At 54.4% G+C, this 18477-nt stretch carries 14 protein-coding genes; 12 read left to right on the plus strand and 2 right to left on the minus strand.

Annotated features, from left to right (window positions below; genetic code table 11):
* Positions 1-41: 41 nt before the first annotated feature.
* Positions 42-887, plus strand: coding sequence for a DNA-3-methyladenine glycosylase 2 (gene alkA / locus JT31_RS19945; RefSeq protein WP_038481215.1), 846 nt, complete (start codon positions 42-44; stop codon positions 885-887).
* On the opposite strand, the gene JT31_RS19950 is transcribed toward alkA, so the two are convergent.
* Positions 880-4212, minus strand: a complete 3333-nt coding sequence (locus tag JT31_RS19950; protein WP_038481217.1) for a diguanylate cyclase — start codon at positions 4210-4212, stop codon at positions 880-882. The genes alkA and JT31_RS19950 overlap by 8 nt on opposite strands.
* Before the next feature lie 356 nt (positions 4213-4568).
* Between JT31_RS19950 and udk the strand changes: the two genes are divergently transcribed.
* From udk to asmA, 3 genes are all read left to right on the plus strand, one after another.
* Positions 4569-5210 (plus strand): uridine kinase, encoded by a 642-nt coding sequence (gene udk / locus JT31_RS19955; RefSeq protein ID WP_038483361.1) that lies wholly within the window; start codon positions 4569-4571, stop codon positions 5208-5210.
* A 124-nt stretch (positions 5211-5334) separates the two neighbouring features.
* On the plus strand, positions 5335-5916 hold the full coding sequence (gene dcd, locus JT31_RS19960) for a dCTP deaminase (RefSeq protein ID WP_038481220.1): 582 nt from the start codon (positions 5335-5337) through the stop codon (positions 5914-5916).
* Between the two features lie 46 nt (positions 5917-5962).
* Positions 5963-7816, plus strand: a complete 1854-nt coding sequence (asmA, locus tag JT31_RS19965; protein WP_038481223.1) for an outer membrane assembly protein AsmA — start codon at positions 5963-5965, stop codon at positions 7814-7816.
* A 54-nt stretch (positions 7817-7870) separates the two neighbouring features.
* Here the strand turns inward: asmA and JT31_RS19970 are convergent, their stop codons facing one another.
* Positions 7871-9454, minus strand: coding sequence for a TerC family protein (locus tag JT31_RS19970; protein ID WP_038481226.1), 1584 nt, complete (start codon positions 9452-9454; stop codon positions 7871-7873).
* 731 nt (positions 9455-10185) lie between these two features.
* Between JT31_RS19970 and JT31_RS19975 the strand changes: the two genes are divergently transcribed.
* Genes JT31_RS19975 through wcaE form a run of 8 tightly spaced genes read left to right on the plus strand, consistent with a single transcriptional unit; the run spans position 10186 to position 18469 of the window.
* Entirely contained in the window at positions 10186-11325 is a 1140-nt protein-coding gene (locus JT31_RS19975) for a polysaccharide export protein (RefSeq protein ID WP_038481230.1), read from the plus strand.
* Between the two features lie 6 nt (positions 11326-11331).
* A complete protein-coding gene (gene wzb / locus JT31_RS19980; RefSeq protein WP_038481233.1) occupies positions 11332-11775 on the plus strand; it encodes a low molecular weight protein-tyrosine-phosphatase Wzb in 444 nt (147 codons plus the stop codon).
* Between the two features lie 2 nt (positions 11776-11777).
* Entirely contained in the window at positions 11778-13946 is a 2169-nt protein-coding gene (gene wzc, locus JT31_RS19985; RefSeq protein ID WP_038481236.1) for a tyrosine-protein kinase Wzc, read from the plus strand.
* A gap of 10 nt (positions 13947-13956) precedes the next feature.
* Positions 13957-14808: a colanic acid biosynthesis glycosyltransferase WcaA gene (gene wcaA, locus JT31_RS19990; RefSeq protein WP_038483364.1), complete on the plus strand. Its 852-nt coding sequence runs from the start codon at positions 13957-13959 to the stop codon at positions 14806-14808.
* A gap of 2 nt (positions 14809-14810) precedes the next feature.
* Complete coding sequence (wcaB, locus tag JT31_RS19995) at positions 14811-15296, plus strand: colanic acid biosynthesis acetyltransferase WcaB (RefSeq protein ID WP_038481239.1); 486 nt, start codon at positions 14811-14813, stop codon at positions 15294-15296.
* Positions 15293-16510, plus strand: a complete 1218-nt coding sequence (locus JT31_RS20000) for a glycosyltransferase (protein WP_038481242.1) — start codon at positions 15293-15295, stop codon at positions 16508-16510. The genes wcaB and JT31_RS20000 overlap by 4 nt, the downstream gene beginning before the upstream one ends.
* Entirely contained in the window at positions 16485-17717 is a 1233-nt protein-coding gene (wcaD, locus tag JT31_RS20005; RefSeq protein WP_038481244.1) for a colanic acid polymerase WcaD, read from the plus strand. The genes JT31_RS20000 and wcaD overlap by 26 nt, the downstream gene beginning before the upstream one ends.
* Positions 17717-18469, plus strand: a complete 753-nt coding sequence (gene wcaE / locus JT31_RS20010) for a colanic acid biosynthesis glycosyltransferase WcaE (protein ID WP_038481247.1) — start codon at positions 17717-17719, stop codon at positions 18467-18469. The genes wcaD and wcaE overlap by 1 nt, the downstream gene beginning before the upstream one ends.
* Positions 18470-18477 lie beyond the last annotated feature (8 nt).

Below are 18477 nucleotides of genomic sequence, written 5' to 3' on the forward strand. Positions count from 1 at the left end.
GCGTTGTTCGCCTAATGCCCTCATTCTCTTCAGGATTATTTATGTACACCCTTAGCTATCAACCTCCTTATGACTGGCCCTGGATCCTCGGTTTTTTACAGGGACGTGCCGTAGAGGGCGTGGAAATTGTCACCGGGAATTGCTATCAGCGCAGCTTCGCGCTGGGTGAGCATGCCGGGCTGGTTACGCTTGAGCCAGATGAAGAAAACCTTTGCCTCAACGTGACGCTGAGCGACGGGCTGCTGCCTGTGGCAGAGGCGGTTTTGCAGCGCGTGAGAAATTTACTGGACCTGGACAGAGATCCGCAGCAGGTTCTGAGCAGCCTCGGGGAGCTGGCGGCTGCGCGTCCGGGCTTGCGCCTGCCGGGATGTATGGATCCCTTTGAGCAGGCTATCCGGGCGATCCTCGGGCAACTGGTGAGCGTGGCGATGGCGGCAAAGCTTACGGGCAAAGTGGCCAGAGCCTACGGCACGAAGCTTGAGGGGCAGGACGGCTGGTATCTGTTCCCGGATGCCGGGGCGTTGGCGAACGGAGATATTCAACGGCTGAAGTCTCTGGGGATGTCGCTCAAACGGGCAGAGGCCATCGTGCATCTGGCTGGAGAGGTGATGAAGGGACAGTTCCCGCTGCTGTTACCGGATGACGTGGAGCAGGGGGTGAAAACCTTGATTACGCTACCGGGAATCGGGCGCTGGACGGCGAACTACTTCGCCCTGCGCGGCTGGCAGGCCAGCGATGTTTTCCTGCCTGATGACTACCTGATTAAACGGCGCTTTCCCGATATGACCCCCGCACAAATCCGCCGTTATGCCGAACGCTGGCAGCCGTGGCGCTCTTATGCGCTGCTGCATATCTGGTACAGTGACGGCTGGACTCCGGTCAGTTAATCCCGAAATAGCTGTTGTTCAGCAGCAGCTCCAGCGGCTGCGGCTGGACGATAGTTTCACCATAGATAAGATCCAGCCCGATGCCCGACAGCGTATCCATGACCAGCGGCATATCTGCCGGGCCAGCGATGGTTTGCAGCGCCATACGCTGGGCGTGACCGTGAACAATTGTCACCATCATTTCGTCCATCAGATTGCAGTGCACGTTGAGGATCAGATCAGGGTCCAGCATCACGTAGTCAAACAGATGGTGGCTCAGGGTGTTAAACAGTTCCAGATCGCGCCCCACGTGGCTCAGCACCATGCGGCAACCGGCTTTACGCAGCCGCTTCAGGTTGGCATAGACACGCTGTGGTTCAGTCAGCAGGTCGCTGCTTTGAATGGTCAGATGCAGCAGGCGAGGCGGCATTCTGCTGGTGGAAAGCTGGTCTAGCAGCTCATTAACAAAAGTATCGCTGACCAGCCCGGCGCCGGACACCGGCAGCGCCACGCCAAAGCCTTTCCTCGCCACTTGCCCGGCAAATTTATCAAAGAACTCGCTAAATACGCGGCGATCCAGCGCGTGGTGCAGCGACGGGTCGGCCAGGCCTGCACGGAACGCCGGTTCGTTGATGACGTCACCTTCGCTGCCCCAGAAGCGCAGGGTGAGCAGATAGAAACAGGTGGACTCAGGGATACGCGGCGGCGCAATGGCCATCGCTATCATCAGGATCGGGTTGTCTTTGATAACCTGCCACTGCTCGTCGAGCGGCATGGTATCGCGCCCTTGTTCCATATAATGGCGGTGCGGTTCATACACGGTGACCTGGCCGCGGCCGTTATTTTTAGAGGCGTAGCAGGCAATATCGGCCTGTGAGAGCACTTCAGAGGCAATGGCATTATCGCCGTCAATATGCGTGATCCCCGCGCTCGCGCCGATGCGGTGCAGGCGGCCGTCCCACATGAAGTGATAGTCGTTGATGCTGCGAATGATTCGCTCAGAGATATAGCGCGCGTTTTCGGTGGAGCAATCCGGCAGCAGCAGGCCAAACTCGTCCCCGCCGAGGCGGGCAAGGAAATCACCGGTTCGCAGCATGCTCAGCATCATGGCCGCCAGCTCCCGCAGCAGAGCATCGCCTGCGGCATGGCCAGCAGAGTCATTCACGGCCTTAAAACGATCGAGATCGATAAACACTAGCGCGTGATGCTGACGGTGCTCAATCGCGCCCTGCAGCAGACGCTTAAGGTGATTTTCAAAGCTTACCCGGTTCGCCAGATGCGTCAGGCTATCGTGCGAGGCGCTGTAGCTCAGCTGCTTGAGCATTTTCCGCGATTCAGTTACGTCCTGAATAACCAGCACCGAGCCAATACTCTGGCCGTCGAGCGTGGTGAGCGGCGTAATGGTGTAATGGATGTCGTAGCTGCCGCCGTTGCGGCAGTGCAGTACAACATCTTGCTCAATGGCGCTGCGGGAGAAATCGCCGCTGTGAATGTTTTCCATTACCGGGCCGTTATCGCCGAAAGTAATGCGCAGAATCGACAGGATGTGCTGCCCAATGGCCGCCTCCTGCGCCCAGCCGCTAAGTTTCTCGGCAATCGGGTTCATAAAGCTGACGTTCATGTCGACATCGGTACAGATAACCGCTTCACCGATAGAGTCCAGCGTGATGTGCAGCCGCTCTTTCTCCTGGTACAGCGCTTCGTTTAGCTGCTTGACCTCGGTCATGTCCATATTAATGCCGAGCAGCCTTTCCACGTCGCCGTTCTTATTCAGCACGCGGTTGGCCAGGGAGCGAATATGGCGTATGCCGTCCTTAACGTGGATACGGAATTCAAGCTTGAAGGGGAGGCGATTTTTTAACGACTCGCGAATGACCGCTTCCGAGTGCGCCAGATCTTCTTTCAGCAGCCTGTCCAGCCACAGCTGGTAGGTGGGTTTGGTGTGCGGCGGAACGTCATAAAGCTCGAACATTCGCTTATCCCAGCTAATGACATCGTTGGTCAGATCCCACTCCCAGATACCGATGCCGCCGGCCTCATTGGCAAGCGTAATGCGTTCCATCAGCCGCTTGTTAATCCACTCGGTGTGCTTCAGGTCGTTAATGTCTTCAATCTGGGCGATGTAATAGAGCGGGCTACCGTCCGTATGGCGCACGACGGAAACGGTGAGCATGGCCCACACGACATTCCCCGCGCTGGTGTAGTAGCGCTTTTCCATCGAATAGCTATTAATGCGGCCTGATGCCAGCTTGCTCAGGTGCTGGAGATCAAGGTTTAAATCCTCGGGCCAGGTGATTTGCTGGAAGGTGAGGTTGCGCAACTCTTCGCCGGAATAGCCCAGGAATTTACACAGGGACTTATTCACCTGCAGCCAGTTGCCTTCGGTTGACACCAGCGCCATCCCGATAGCCGAGTATTCCATGGCGTTACGAAAACGCGTTTCGCTCTCGGTGATGTGCTTGCGCTCTTTACGAGAGGAGTACATGACCATCGTAATCACGTTGGCCGGCAGCAGAATCAGCAGGAACGGCAGCCACGGCGCATATTCCAGCACGCGCGGGTGCGGGGTCACCATCGGGAACTTACCGATGGCTATCATCGCGGACACCATCATTAGCGTGGCCAGGAAGATAATAAAGGCTTCCAGGCGCGGCAGCCTGATGGCGCTCCACATCAGAATGACGATGATAAAGGTGAACGGCCACGGCAGATAAATTAATGAGAAATAGCTTAGCGCCAGGGTTACGGCAAACGTGGCGATGGTTTCAAACAGCAGGGACGCTTTACGGTGGCGCAGCAAATAATAAGGCTTGAACAACAGCCCTGCCGGCATCAGCGCCAGCGCACCGATGGACTCCGAGAGCATCCATATTAAGAAGGTTTTCAGCGCCGACGCGTCAACCGGTACCGGCAACATCGTGACCAGCAGGCCGCCGGCAAGTGGCGGGACGATTGCGCTGCAAATAGCCAGCTTTGCCCAGTTATTGAGGTTTTGTAAGGGGTTCTTTCGCGGTAAAAAACGGCGTAAAAGCACCGCGCCCAGCAGCGCTTCAACCAGGTTTATCGCAGTTAGCGTGACGTTCAGCCAGTTAAAGGGGAAAAGGGCGGAACTTGCCGCAATGCTGCCCAGCGCACAGGCTGCGGCAATTAACGGCCATTGGCGAATGGGAGTACGGAAAAACGCCGCCATGATTAACGCGGTGGTAAACCAGATAGGCACCAAATCGGTACCCTTTAGCGTCAACTCCATGGAATAGAGGGTAAAAATAAAGCTGAGTAACCCTAAGCCCACCAGCAGTATCAGCGAATGGAAGGCGGTTTCTGTTTGTCTGTTTTTTATAATCATTACCGCAAATCCGCTTAGACACTGCCGCCAGGAGCAATGCCCGGATGCATATAAATAAAGAATCGGTTTATGCTAGTACAAACAATTTACAATTCCTATGCTCGCTTGTCAGAATTTACCTACAGAGCGTCAGAAATTGCGTAGTCAAATCACGTAATTAAATAATTCCACTTTAACGGGGCTTCAGGGGATAACGCTCGGTCATGCCGTTGCCACTTTATCACGCACCCGCAGCGCAATTTCGCGATTGCAGCGGGTAAGAGGCTGGAATCAAACGGCGGTTGTCCCTATAATTGCGGCGTTTGACGCCTCCGCGTCGTCCTTCCAACACTTTTCGTATTCAGGCCGTAAATAATATGACCGATCAGTCTCATCAATGCGTCATCATCGGGATAGCCGGCGCATCGGCTTCAGGGAAAAGCCTCATTGCCAGCACGTTGTATCGTGAACTGCGCGAGCAAGTCGGCGATGAACACATTGGTGTCATTCCAGAAGACAGTTATTACAAAGATCAAAGCCATCTGTCGATGGAAGAGCGTGTAAAAACCAACTACGATCACCCGAGCGCAATGGATCACAACCTGCTTTTCCAGCATCTACAAACGCTGAAATCAGGTAACGCTATTGAGCTGCCGGTGTACAGCTACGTTGAGCATACCCGTACCGGCCAGACGGTTCATCTGGTGCCGAAGAAAGTTATCATTCTGGAAGGCATTCTGCTGCTGACCGATGCGCGCCTGCGCCAGGAAATGAACTTTTCTATCTTCGTTGATACGCCGCTGGACATCTGCCTGATGCGCCGCATGAAGCGCGACGTTAACGAGCGCGGGCGTTCAATGGATTCCGTGATGGCACAGTACCAGAAAACGGTACGCCCGATGTTCCTGCAGTTTATTGAACCTTCCAAGCAGTATGCCGACATTATCGTGCCGCGCGGCGGGAAAAACCGCATTGCCATCGATATCCTGAAAGCCAAAATCAGCCAGTTCTTTGAATAACACTCTTTGCGAGCGCGCGTAAGCCGCTCGCTTTTACGTTGAATCCCTCATCCATTGCTCATTGGCTATCGTCGGCGCTCTGTGGCAGTGTGTGTAAAATTGAGATTGATAAGGAGAATCTGCGATGCGCCTTTGCGATCGTGATATCGAAGCCTGGCTGGATGACGGCCGTTTAGCGATTACCCCTCGCCCTCCGGTTGAACGCATCAACGGCGCAACCGTAGACGTCCGCCTTGGCAATAAATTCCGCACCTTTAGCGGCCATACCGCGGCTTTTATCGATCTCAGCGGCCCTAAGGATGAAGTTTCCGAAGCGCTTGAACGCGTCATGAGCGACGAGATCGTGCTGGATGAAGGAGAAGCCTTCTTCTTACACCCGGGTGAGCTGGCGCTGGCGGTGACGCTGGAGTCCGTCACGCTGCCGGACGATCTGGTCGGCTGGCTCGATGGCCGTTCGTCGTTAGCCCGTCTTGGCCTGATGGTGCACGTGACCGCCCATCGAATCGATCCGGGCTGGCATGGCTGTATCGTCCTTGAGTTCTACAATTCAGGTAAGCTGCCGCTGGCGCTGCGTCCGGGCATGATGATTGGGGCGTTAAGCTTTGAGCCGCTTTCCGGGCCAGCCGCGCGGCCATATAACCGTCGGCAGGACGCAAAGTACCGCGATCAGCAGGGTGCGGTAGCAAGCCGTATCGATAAAGACTAAATCGTTGTGCATTGCTCGCCCTGCGGCGAGCGACATGGAGAATGCTATGAGACGACTTTTAACCACGTTGATGATTCTGCTGGTTGTGCTGATAGCCGGCCTGACCTCACTTGTGTTGTTGGTTAACCCTAACGACTTCCGTGGTTATATGGTTCGTCAGGTTGAGGCCCGTAGCGGCTATAGCCTTGAGCTCGAAGGGCCGCTGCGCTGGCACGTCTGGCCGCAGCTGAGTATTCTTTCCGGCCGTATGTCATTGACCGCGCCGGGCGCCAGCCAGCCGATGGTGAGCGCGGAAAATATGCGCCTTGACGTGGCGCTGATCCCACTGCTGTCTCATCAGCTCCAGGTTCGCCAGGTGATGCTGAAAGGCGCGGTAATTCAGCTGACGCCGGAGGCCGAAGCACAGCGTTCGAAAAATGCTCCGGTAGGCCCGAAAGGTACTGTGAGCGAACCCGACGCCGACCGCGGTTGGTCCTTTGACGTTTCGAAGCTCAAAGTGGTCGATAGCGTGCTGGTCTTCCAGCATATCAACGATGAGCAAATCACCGTCCGCAATATTAATCTGCAGATGGAACAGGACGATAAGCGTCAGGCGCATATTGAATTTAGCAGCCGCGTTAACCGCGATCAGCGTGATTTAGCACTTTCGTTAACCGCCGATGTGGACCTGAGCGACTACCCACAGCAGATAAACGCCACGCTGAGCCAGATTGATTACCAGCTTCACGGGGCGAGTCTCCCCGCGACCGGCATCAGCGGCACGGGTGCGCTGCAGCTCGGCTGGCGAAATGCCGATAACCAACTTTCGCTGAGCCAGATACAGGTCACCGCCAACGACAGCGATCTGCAGGGCAATCTCAGCGTGAAGCTGCAGAATAAGCCGCAGTGGACGGTAGAATTACAGTCTCACCTGCTGAACCTCGACAAGCTGGTGGCGAATTCTTCGGCCGCAGATAGCGGTATTAATCAACAGGCACAGCAGGCCCAGCAGCCAAGCCGCCCTGGCCCGGTGATAGCCGAAGAGCAGGGTGAGAAAAACTATCACAGCCTGCGTGATTTTAATGCCGCGGTGAATATCAAGGCCGGTGAAGTCCGCTGGCGTGGCCTGGGCTTCACCGACGTTCAGTCAGCGCTGCTGAACCAGGACGGCAAGCTCAGTATTAACCAGCTCAGCGGCAAGCTGGGGCAGGGCACGCTGTCGCTGCCGGGCTCTCTGGATGCCAGCGGCGATACGCCAGAGCTTGCTTTCCAGCCGCAGGTAAAAAATATTGAAATAGGCGATATTCTAACCGCCTTTGATTACCCGATCGCGCTGACCGGAAAACTGTCGATGAGCGGTAACTTCAGCGGTGAACGCCTGGATGCGGAAGATTTCCGCAGCGGCTGGCAAGGCGACGCTCAGCTTGAACTGGCGCACTCGCGGCTGCAGGGCATGAACTTCCAGCAGCTGATCCAACAGGCGGTCAGCCGCAGCAGCGAAGGTGTCGACGGGCAGCAAAACCTCGATAACTCCACCCCACTGGATCATTTCTCGACCTCGGCATCGCTGGATAACGGGCTTCTGACCTTGAACAATATGGTCGGTGAGTCCAGCGTATTGTCCCTGACCGGCAACGGCACGATGGATCTGGTGAAAGAAATCTGTGATACCCACTTTGCGATTAAAGTCAGAGACGGCTGGCAGGGTAGCAACAGCAAGCTGATTGAAGCGCTGAAAACAACGGCCGTTCCGCTGCGCGTTTATGGGCCCTGGCAGGAGCTAAATTACACGCTGCAGGTCGATCAGGCTCTGCGTAAGCAGCTGCAGGATGAAGCTAAGCGCCGACTCAACGACTGGCTGGATAAGAATAAAGACAGTGACAAAGCGAAAGACGTTAAGCAGCTGATGAATAAACTCTAACGAGCAGGCTGCAATAAAAAAACCGGCATTTGCCGGTTTTTTTATACCTCTGTTTTATACCTCGTAATCCAGCAGGCTCTCTTCCTGCAGACGCGGCACTATCTGTACTTTATTCACCCTGTGGTTTACCACCTCGAGCGTCTTAAGCAAATAATTGCCCACCTCAACGGTTTCACCCTCGGCAGGCACGTGCTGTAAATGCTCCATCAGCAGCCCGGCAATGGTGTGGTATTCACGCTTATCGTCCAGGGGCAGGGCGATATACTGCACCAGATCGTCCAGCGGCATGTGGCCGTTCGCCGTCCAGCTGCCGTCCGCATTTTTCTGGATATCATGGCGGGCATCAATCTCTTCCACTTCATTTGGAAGATTGCCGGCAATGGTTTCCATCACGTCGCTGAGCGTCACGATCCCTTCTACCGAGCCAAATTCGTCCACTACAAAGGCAAAATGGGTGCGCGCGTTGCGGAACTGTTCCAGCGCCTGCAGCAGCTGCAAGGCTTCGGGGAAGACCAGCGGCTGGCGAATCAGCGGGGCAATGTCCAGAGCTTCACCGTGCAGAGACTGCTGCAGCAAATCGATGACGTGTACCACGCCGAGGATCTCTTCCCCGTCATCGGTCACCACGATGCGTGTGTGCTTGTTTTTGTCCAGCAGCTCCCGGATCTGCTCTTCCGGCGCGGCGATGTTCAGGTGCTCCACATCGTGACGGGAAGTCATGATGCTGCTGACGCTGCGCTGATTCAGGTGCAGCACGCGTTCGATCATGCGCGTCTCCTGCGGGTTGAAAATATCGCTGTCTATGCCGCTGTCGGCTATCAGTGACGCGGTTTGGGCGTCCAGCTCGGCTTCTTCTTTTTTACCGTTCAGAAGCCGCAGTACGGCCTCGGCGGTGCGCTCGCGCAGCGACTGATTGGCAGAAAGAAAGCGTCGACGGTTAAAAATAGCCAGCTGATTCAGCGATTCAATCATTACCGAGAAACCGATAGCCGCGTAGAGATAACCCTTTGGAATCTGGTAGCCAAAGCCGTCGGCCACCAGGCTAAAACCAATCATTAGCAGGAAACTCAGGCACAAAATGACGATGGTCGGGTGGCTGTTGACAAACTTCGTCAGCGATTTGCTGGCCAGCACCATCAGCCCGATGGCAATAATGACCGCGGTCATCATGACCGCAAGATGGTCGACCATGCCGACGGCGGTGACGACCGAATCCAGGGAAAACACGGCATCCAGGATAACAATTTGCGCCACCACGGGCCAGAATCTGGCGCCTCGCTTTTGCGTGTGTTGTTCGCTGTCCTTACCTTCCAGCCGCTCATTCAGCTCCATGGTGGCCTTAAACAGCAGGAACAGGCCGCCCAACAGCATAATCAGGTCCCTGGCGCTGAAGCTGAACTCGTGGAGAGTAAAGAGTGGTCGGGTGAGGGTCACCAGCCATGAAATCGAGGCCAGCAGCAGCAAGCGCATGATCATCGCCAGCAGCAATCCCGTCACGCGAGCGCGGTCGCGAAGTTTGGGAGGCAGTTTTTCGGCGAGAATAGCAATGAAAACGAGGTTATCAATGCCCAGAACCAGTTCGAGAACGACCAGGGTAACTAACCCAGCCCAGATTGAGGGGTCGGCAATCCATTCCATACGGGGTTTACAGCCTTTTTAACTTGCGGGCAAATGCCACACTGAAATGATGGATAATTGTCTGAAAAAAAGCAACGTTTGCCTGAGATTAATCCGTAATGGCTTATATTCTTGTCAGCATGAAGCGAAATATCCCATTGGTTATTGTGGTTAATAATTAAAGAGGTGCTTTGATTTTGTATTTTATTAATGAATCAACCACTATGAGATAGTTCTGCATATTCTTAGGGCGATTGTCTGATTAATTTTGCTGTCAATATAAAGAAATTCCTAAAATATTATTATTGCGTGGTTCATATTATTCTTAAAAGTCCGGTTACTGCCTTTTGTCTCCTTGCCTGCTGAGTTTTAAGCTGCAACAATCCTTATCGATGATTAGCAATGAATGTGTTTTTTATACATTGGTTAATAGTTCGCCCCAGCATTTTCATAAAATCTGATGGTCTGATTTCAATATCTTAATGGATATTTGAATTCGCCCGACCATGAGTATTGTTTACCATTTTCAGTAGGTTGGTGACTGTGAGCCAGGGGCGGTAGCGTGCCCGGATGCGGCCAGACAACAGCAAGTCATGGAGTCATCAGAATGTCGGGAAATAAGCTTATTTTAGGAATAATGCCAATTATCTCGCTCTCTGAATATGTTCAATTCTGTACTTCATCCTCACGGCTAATTGCTTGCTTGTTTTATTCGCTCAGGATAATTACTCTGCCATAGTGATAAATATTCAATGATAAAATACAAACTTAAGTTGATGCCTTTATTGGTGTCAGTCACCCTGATGAGCGGCTGCACGGTATTTCCCGGCAGCAATATGTCGACATCGGGAAAGGACGTCATCAAACAACAGGATGCCGATTTCGACCTCGATAGAATGGTCAATGTCTATCCATTAACGCCTCGTCTGGTGGAACAGCTGCGGCCGCGTCCGGTCGTCGCCCAGCCGAATGCCGGGCTGGACAAAGATATCGCTAATTACGAGTATCGCGTCGGGCCAGGGGATGTTTTAAACGTCACGGTCTGGGACCATCCGGAATTAACCACGCCGGCGGGCCAGTATCGTAGCTCGAGCGACGCCGGTAACTGGGTGCAGCCCGATGGCACCATGTTCTACCCCTACGTAGGAAAGGTCAGCGTAACCGGCAAAACGCTGGCAGAAATTCGCGGCGATATTACCAGCCGCCTTGCGCAGTACATTGCCCAGCCGCAGGTGGACGTTAATATCGCTGCCTTCCGGTCGCAAAAGGCCTATGTCTCCGGGCAGGTCAATAAGTCCGGACAGCAGCCCATTACCAACGTCCCGCTGACTATTCTTGACGCCATCAACGCGGCGGGCGGTTTAACCGATGCGGCAGACTGGCGCAACGTCGTGCTGACCCACAAAGGGCAGGAAAAACGTATTTCCCTGCAGGCGCTGATGCAAAACGGCGACCTGAGCCAAAACCATCTGCTTTACCCCGGCGACATCCTCTTTGTACCGCGCAATGACGATCTGAAAGTGTTTGTCATGGGCGAAGTGAAGAAACAGGCCACGCTCAAAATGGACTTCAGCGGCATGACGCTGACCGAAGCGTTGGGCCAGGCCGAAGGTATCGATCTCACGTCTTCGAACGCCAGCGGCATCTTCGTTATTCGTCCGCTCAAAGACCAGACTCAGCAAAACGGCAAGATTGCCAATATTTATCAGCTTGATATGTCCGACGCGACTTCGCTGGTGATGGGCACCGAGTTCCAGCTGCAGCCTTATGACGTGGTGTACGTGACCACCGCACCAGTTTCCCGCTGGAATCGCCTGATCAACCAGCTTCTGCCAACCATCAGCGGCGTTCGCTACATGACCGATACCGCCAAAGATATCCACACCTGGTAACGCGCTATGTTCAACAAAATACTTGTGGTTTGCGTGGGGAACATCTGCCGTTCCCCCACGGCTGAACGTCTGCTCAAACGCTACCATCCGGAACTTAGCGTCAGCTCTGCGGGGCTGGGTGCGTTGGTAGGGAAGGGCGCCGATGCCGGTGCCGTTGAAGTCGCCGGGCGGCACGACCTTTCTCTGGAAGGGCATTTAGCCCGGCAGGTTTCCGGGCGCCTGTGCCGGGAGCATGACCTGATTCTGGCGATGGAAAAACGCCACATCACCACGCTTTGCGAAATGGCGCCAGAGATGCGCGGCAAAGTGATGCTGTTTGGCCATTGGGATGCAGAGAGAGAAATTCCCGATCCCTACCGCAAAAGCCGCGATGCCTTCGAAGCGGTCTACAGCATGCTCGACCTTTCTGCCCAAAAGTGGGCTAACGCACTTAACGCTCATCAGGGATAACAATGACAGAGAAAGTACGCCGTTCGAGCGCCCCGACCGAGGGCAATGACGAAATTGATATCGGCCGTTTGTTTGGCACCGTGCTGGAGGCTCGCTGGTGGGTTATCGGTATCACCGGCCTGTTCGCGGCGCTGGCCGTGGTCTATGCGCTGTTCGCGACGCCGGTGTATAAGGCCGACGCGCTGGTGCAAATCGAACAAAATGCCGGTAACACGCTGGTGAATGACATCAGCTCCGCGCTGAGCAATAAGCCCCCGGCGTCTGCCGCAGAAATTCAGCTGATTCAGTCTCGCCTGGTGCTGGGTAAAACCGTGGACGATCTGAACCTGGATATTTCGGTGAGCAAGAACACCTTCTGGCTGTTCGGGGCAGGCTGGGACCGGCTGCAGGGGCATCAGAACGACACGGTTAACGTCACCACTTTCACCCTCCCGGCGGGAATGAACAAAGACACCTTTACCGTTGAAGTCCTGAACGACAAACAGTATCAGCTAACCAGCGACAATGGTTTTAGCGCCAAAGGTGAAGTGGGCAAGCCGCTGAGCAAAGGCGGCGTCACGATGCAGGTTGACGGCATCAAGGCCCAGCCGGGTGATAATTTCACCGTGGTGAAGTACTCCACGCTCGGTATGATCAACCAGCTTCTGGGCAACCTGACGGTGACCGAAAACGGGAAAGATACCGGCGTGCTTAGCCTGTCTTATACCGGGGAAGATAAAGATCAGATCCGCGCGATTCTGGACAGCATCACCCGTAACTATCTTGCTCAGAACGTGCAGCGTAAATCTGAAGAAGCTTCCAGAAGCCTGAAATTCCTGGCCGAGCAGCTGCCGGAAGTTCGCCACAATCTGGATTCGGCTGAAAACAAACTCAACGCTTATCGCCAGCGCCAGGATTCGGTGGACTTGTCCCTCGAGGCGAAATCGCTGCTGGACTCCGTGGTGAATATTGACTCTCAGCTGAATCAGCTGACCTTCAAAGAAGCGGAAATTTCCAAGCTGTATACCAAAGTTCACCCATCATATCGCACGCTGCTGGAGCAGCGCAGAACGCTTGAAGACCAGAAAGCTCGCCTGACCAACAGCATCGCTGCGATGCCAAAAACCCAGCAGGAAATTGTGCGCCTGACCCGCGACGTGGAATCCGGGCAGCAGGTTTACATGCAGCTGTTAAACAAGCAGCAGGAGCTGAAAATTACCGAGGCCAGCACGGTGGGTGACGTCCGCATCGTTGACCCGGCGATTACGCAGCCGGGCATGGTGAAGCCACAGCGCGCTCTGGTGGTACTGGGCAGCATCATTCTGGGCCTTATCGTTTCGATTATTGGCGTGCTGCTTCGTTCGCTGTTTAAGGGTGGGATTGAAAGCCCGGCGGCGCTGGAAGAGGCTGGGCTTAGCGTCTACGCCAGCATTCCTCTTTCCGAGTGGCAGAAAACCCGCGACCAGGCCAACCTGCGGAATGCGAAAGGCACCAAACGCTTTAAGCAAAGTCAGCTGCTGGCGGTCGGGAACCCAACTGACCTGGCTATTGAGGCCATCCGCAGCCTGCGCACCAGCCTGCACTTCGCCATGATGCAGGCCTCCAACAACGTCCTGATGCTCACCGGGGTTAGCCCGTCAATCGGTAAAACTTTTGTATGTGCCAACCTGGCGGCGGTGATTAGCCAGACCAACAAGCGCGTGCTGCTGATGGACTGCGATATGCGCAAAGGTTATACCCACGAACTGCTGGGGACGACCAACGTGAACGGCCTGTCCGACGTGCTTTCAGGGCAGGGAGACATCACCCGTTGTGCGCAGAAAACTTCCGTGCCGAATTTTGACCTTATCCCGCGTGGGCAGGTTCCGGCCAACCCGTCAGAGCTGCTGATGAACGAACGCTTCGCCCAGTTGGTGAAGTGGGCCAGCGAAAATTATGACCTGGTGCTGATTGATACCCCGCCAATCCTTGCCGTCACGGATGCGGCGATTGTTGGCCGGCATGCCGGTACCACGCTGATGGTGGCACGTTATGCGGTGAACACGCTGAAAGAGGTGGAGACCAGCCTGAGCCGCTTCGAGCAAAACGGTATTGCGGTGCGCGGCGTTATCCTTAACTCGATCTTCCGCCGGGCCACCGGCTACCAGGATTACGGCTACTACGAATACGAATATAAGTCGGATGCTAAATAAGGTGATGGCCATGAACAGCAGCGCAGTAACTCGCCCGCTTATCTCTATTTATATGCCTACGTGGAACCGCCAGCAGCTGGCTATTCGGGCCATAAACTCGGTGCTGCGTCAGGATTATGACCACTGGGAAATGATTATCGTCGATGACTGCTCGGCCAGCTTCCAGCAGCTGCAGCAGTTTGTTGAGGATCTCGGCGATCCCCGGGTGCGTTACATTCACAACGACGTGAACAGCGGCGCCTGCGCGGTACGCAATCAGGCGATTCAGCTGGCGCAGGGAAGATTTATCACCGGCATTGATGATGACGATGAATGGACGCCGAACCGGCTATCGGTGTTCCTGTCCCATCAGCATCAGCTGGTCACCCACGCGTTTTTATACGCTAACGACTATCTGTGCGAAGGGCAGGTCTACTCGCAGCCGACCAGCCTGCCGCTGTACCCGAAGTCGCCGTATTCGCTCAAGCTGTTCTATAAGCGCAACATCATCGGCAACCAGGTGTTCACCTACGCCGGGCGCTTTAAGAGCAGCCTGTTTGATACCGAGCTGAAAGCCGCGCAGGACTACGACATCTTCCTGCGCATGGTGGTGGAATACGGCCAGCCGTGGAAGGTAGAAGAGGCAACGCAAATTCTGCACGTGAATCACGGTGAAATGCAGATAACCAAATCGCCGAAGAAATTTGCCGGTTATTTCCATTTCTACCGCAAGCACAAAGACAAGTTCGACCGGGGCAGCAAGAAATACCAGCTGTATACGCTCTACCAGATCCGCAACAAGCGCATGTCTTTGCGCACGCTGTTAGCCCTGCTGACGGTGCGCAACGGCAAGCGCCTCGCCGATAGCCTGCGGGGGAAATAAGCGTGCTGGAAGATTTACGAGCCAATAGCTGGAGCCTGCGCCCGTGCTGCATGGTGCTGGCCTACCGCGTTGCCCACTTCTGCTCGGTGTGGCGCAAGAAAAGCGTTATCAACAATCTCTGGGCGGCGCCGGTGCTTCTGGCCTACCGCTTCATTACCGAATGCCTGTTTGGCTATGAAATCCAGGCGGCCGCCACCATTGGTCGCCGCTTCACTATTCACCACGGCTACGCGGTGGTTATCAATAAGTTTGTCGTCGCGGGGGATGATTTCACCATCCGCCACGGCGTCACCATCGGCAACCGTGGCAACAGCCTGGCCTGCCCGGTGATCGGCAACGGCGTTGAGCTGGGCGCCAACGTGATTATCGTGGGCGACATCACCATCGGCAATAACGTGGCGGTGGGCGCGGGCAGCGTGGTGCTGGACAGCGTGCCGGACAACGCGCTGGTGGTGGGTGAAAAAGCGCGGGTGAAGGTGATCAAATGAACATCATGCAGTTTAATGTGCGCCTTGCTGAAGGCGGCGCGGCAGGCGTGGCGCTTGACCTTCATCAACGTGCTCGCCTGGCCGGATTATCTTCACGTTTTATCTACGGTTACGGCAAGGGCGGAAAGAAAAGCGCCAGCCACGATCTCTACCAGGACGTTGAAAAGCATACGCCGCGCCTGGTGTCCGTCGCCAATATCGCCCTGTTCCGTTTCCTGAATCGCGATCCGTTTGGCAACCTGAACAAGCTTTACCGGCGCGTCACCCGTAGCCAGCAGCCCGTGGTGCTGCATTTTCACGTGGTGCATAGCTACTGGCTGAACCTGGAAGAAATGGTGTCGTTTTGCCAGCGGGTGAAGGCGCATAAACCGGACGTGACCTTCGTCTGGACGCTGCATGACCACTGGAGCATTACCGGCCGCTGCGCTTTCCTCGACGGCTGCGAAGGCTGGAAAACGGGCTGCGTCAAATGCCCGACGCTGAACAACTATCCACCGGTGAAGGTCGATAAGGCCCATCAGCAAGTGGAGGGAAAACGCCAGCTGTTCCGTGAAATGCTGGCACTTGGCTGCAGGTTTATTTCTCCCAGCCAGCACGTGGCGGAAGCCTTTAACCAGCTCTATGGGGCAGGGCGCTGCAAAATCATCAATAACGGTATCGACGTGGCAACCGAGGCGATTCTGGCCGAGCTGCCTGAAAGCGGCGTGGCAACGGCAAAACCCCGCGTGGCGATTGTGGCCCATGACCTGCGCTATGACGGCAAAACCAACCAGAAGCTGGTGCAGGCGATGATGGCGCTGGGGGACAGCATTGAGCTGCATACCTTCGGCAAGTTCTCGCCGTTTGAAGGCGCTAACGTGGTGAACCACGGCTACATGACCGACAAACGCGCGCTGATGAGCGAGCTGAATACCATGGACAGCCTGGTGTTCAGTTCCCGGGTGGATAACTACCCGCTGATCCTATGTGAAGCGCTTTCTATCGGCGTGCCGGTGGTAGCGACGAGCAGCGAAGCGGCAGACGAAGTTCTGCGCAAGGTAGGCGGCAAGACTTTCACGCCTGAGCAGGTTCTGGCGCTGGTGCAACTCAAAAAAGCGCAGCTGGCGGAGCAGGTGTTCGCCACCGATTTAGCGACCTTCCGCGCAGCCAGCCGTCAGGCCTACAGCGGCAAACAGATGCTGGAGGAGTATGTCTCGTTCTATCAGGGTCTGTAGCTATCTGCTGCTGCCGTTTATCTATCTGGTGGTGAACGTCAAGCTGGCCTCCCTCGGGGAAAGTTTTCCGATAACCATTGTGACGTTCCTGCCGGCTATCTTGTTTTTGTATATTGAGCGCATCAACCTTAAAAAGCTGATGATTGCGCTTGGGGTAGGGGCCGGACTCACGGCGTTTAACTACATTTTTGGCCAGTCGCTGGACCCCGGCAAATACGTCACCTCAATGATGCTGTTTGTCTATATTGTGCTGATTCTCGGGATGACCTGGAGCTGCCGCTTCAAGACTATTTCACAGCGAAATCACCGTAAGATACTGCGCTTTTTCTATGGCGTGGTGGGGATTATCGTGGCGCTTGCCGCGGCGGAAATGGCCCAGATTATCCTGACCGGCGGCAGCAGTCTGATTGAGAAAATTTCGAAATTTCTCATTTACAGTAACAGCTACGTGCTCAACTTTATTAGCTTCGGCGGGCGACGCACCACGGCGCTCTATTTCGAACCCGCGTTCTTCGCCCTGGCATTAATCTCAATTTGGCTCAGCATCAAACAGTTTGGTATCAAAACGCCGAAAACTGATGTTATGATTCTTTTAGGGATAATCCTTTCAGGATCTTTCTCCGGGGTGATGACGTTTATTTTGTTTTACCTGCTGGAGTGGGCGTTCCAATACCTTAATAAAAGTGCCATTAAAAAGAAGTTGCCGTTAGCGATTATTTCTTTGGCGGTGTTTCTGATCGGTCTGGTGTTTGCATTTCCTTATATTGCAACCCGAATCGGTGATTTAGGCACGGAAGGATCTTCATCGTATTACCGCATAATTGGTCCGTTAGCCATGGTCGGTTATTCTCTGGCGAACGTTGATGGCGTTGTGCGTTTTGGTTCACTCTATGAATATGTCGCATCATTCGGAATATTCAACGGTGCGGACGTAGGGAAAACCGTGGACAATGGACTGTATCTGCTGATTATTTATTTCTCATGGTTTGCTGTATTAATGACCGTTGGCTATATGTGGCGAGTCATGAAAATGATGCGCAATGCATTTGGCAATAATGAGAATTATCGTGTTCAGCTTTGGTTGTTTATGCCTGTATCCTTGTTTTTTACCGGTTCAATTTTCAGCCCGGAATATGCATTTTTAATTGTTTGCCCATTTATTTTGCGTAAAGCAATTAAGGGTTCGCTGCCAGGAGGTGCGCAATAATGTTATTAAGTGTTATTACAGTCGCATGGCGTAATTATGACGGGGTAGTGAAAACCTGGCAATCACTGGCGCATCTGGCACAGGCCAAAGGCATTGAGTTTGAATGGATTGTCGTTGACGGCAATTCTCCGGACGGCACGGCCGAGTTTCTTGCTGGCCTGCAGGGCCAGTACAACCTGCGCTTTGTCAGCGAGAAAGACAACGGCATTTACGATGCGATGAACAAAGGGATCGCCATGGCGCAGGGGCGTTACGCGCTCTTTCTGAACTCCGGCGATGCCTTTCACCCTGAAATTGCCGGGGTGATTCATCAGCTGGCAGCCGAAGGCGAACGTGACAATGCGATGGTCATCGGCGATGCGCTTCTGGACTTTGGCGACGGCAATAAAATTCGCCGCAGCGCTAAACGTGGCTGGTATATCTATCACAGCCTGCCGGCAAGCCATCAGGCTATCTTTTTCCCGTTATCCGGCCTGCGTAAATACCCTTACGATCTGCAATATAAAGTCTCATCCGATTATGCGCTGGCGGCAAAAATGTATAAAAGCGGCTATGCCTTCAAACGTATCAAAGGCCTGGTGTCTGAATTCTCAATGGGCGGCGTCTCTACCTCTAATAACGTTGAGTTGTGCCGGGATGCAAAAAACGTGCAGCGTAAAATTTTACGCGTGCCGGGATTCATTGCAGAACTCTCTTTTCAACTGCGGTTAAAAACAACCGGCAAAGCCAAAGCGCTTTATAACAAAACCTAAAGCACACG

This window comes from Cedecea neteri (assembly GCF_000757825.1).
Taxonomy (GTDB): domain Bacteria; phylum Pseudomonadota; class Gammaproteobacteria; order Enterobacterales; family Enterobacteriaceae; genus Cedecea; species Cedecea selenatireducens.

Bases quoted from the DNA above. Each gene is read 5' to 3' on its own strand.
- alkA (WP_038481215.1), top strand. From the start codon at position 42: ATGTACACCCTTAGCTATCAACCTCCTTATGACTGGCCCTGGATCCTC.
- JT31_RS19950 (WP_038481217.1), bottom strand. From the start codon at position 4,212: ATGATTATAAAAAACAGACAAACAGAAACCGCCTTCCATTCGCTGATA.
- udk (WP_038483361.1), top strand. From the start codon at position 4,569: ATGACCGATCAGTCTCATCAATGCGTCATCATCGGGATAGCCGGCGCA.
- dcd (WP_038481220.1), top strand. From the start codon at position 5,335: ATGCGCCTTTGCGATCGTGATATCGAAGCCTGGCTGGATGACGGCCGT.
- asmA (WP_038481223.1), top strand. From the start codon at position 5,963: ATGAGACGACTTTTAACCACGTTGATGATTCTGCTGGTTGTGCTGATA.
- JT31_RS19970 (WP_038481226.1), bottom strand. From the start codon at position 9,454: ATGGAATGGATTGCCGACCCCTCAATCTGGGCTGGGTTAGTTACCCTG.
- JT31_RS19975 (WP_038481230.1), top strand. From the start codon at position 10,186: ATGATAAAATACAAACTTAAGTTGATGCCTTTATTGGTGTCAGTCACC.
- wzb (WP_038481233.1), top strand. From the start codon at position 11,332: ATGTTCAACAAAATACTTGTGGTTTGCGTGGGGAACATCTGCCGTTCC.
- wzc (WP_038481236.1), top strand. From the start codon at position 11,778: ATGACAGAGAAAGTACGCCGTTCGAGCGCCCCGACCGAGGGCAATGAC.
- wcaA (WP_038483364.1), top strand. From the start codon at position 13,957: ATGAACAGCAGCGCAGTAACTCGCCCGCTTATCTCTATTTATATGCCT.
- JT31_RS20000 (WP_038481242.1), top strand. From the start codon at position 15,293: ATGAACATCATGCAGTTTAATGTGCGCCTTGCTGAAGGCGGCGCGGCA.
- wcaD (WP_038481244.1), top strand. From the start codon at position 16,485: ATGTCTCGTTCTATCAGGGTCTGTAGCTATCTGCTGCTGCCGTTTATC.
- wcaE (WP_038481247.1), top strand. From the start codon at position 17,717: ATGTTATTAAGTGTTATTACAGTCGCATGGCGTAATTATGACGGGGTA.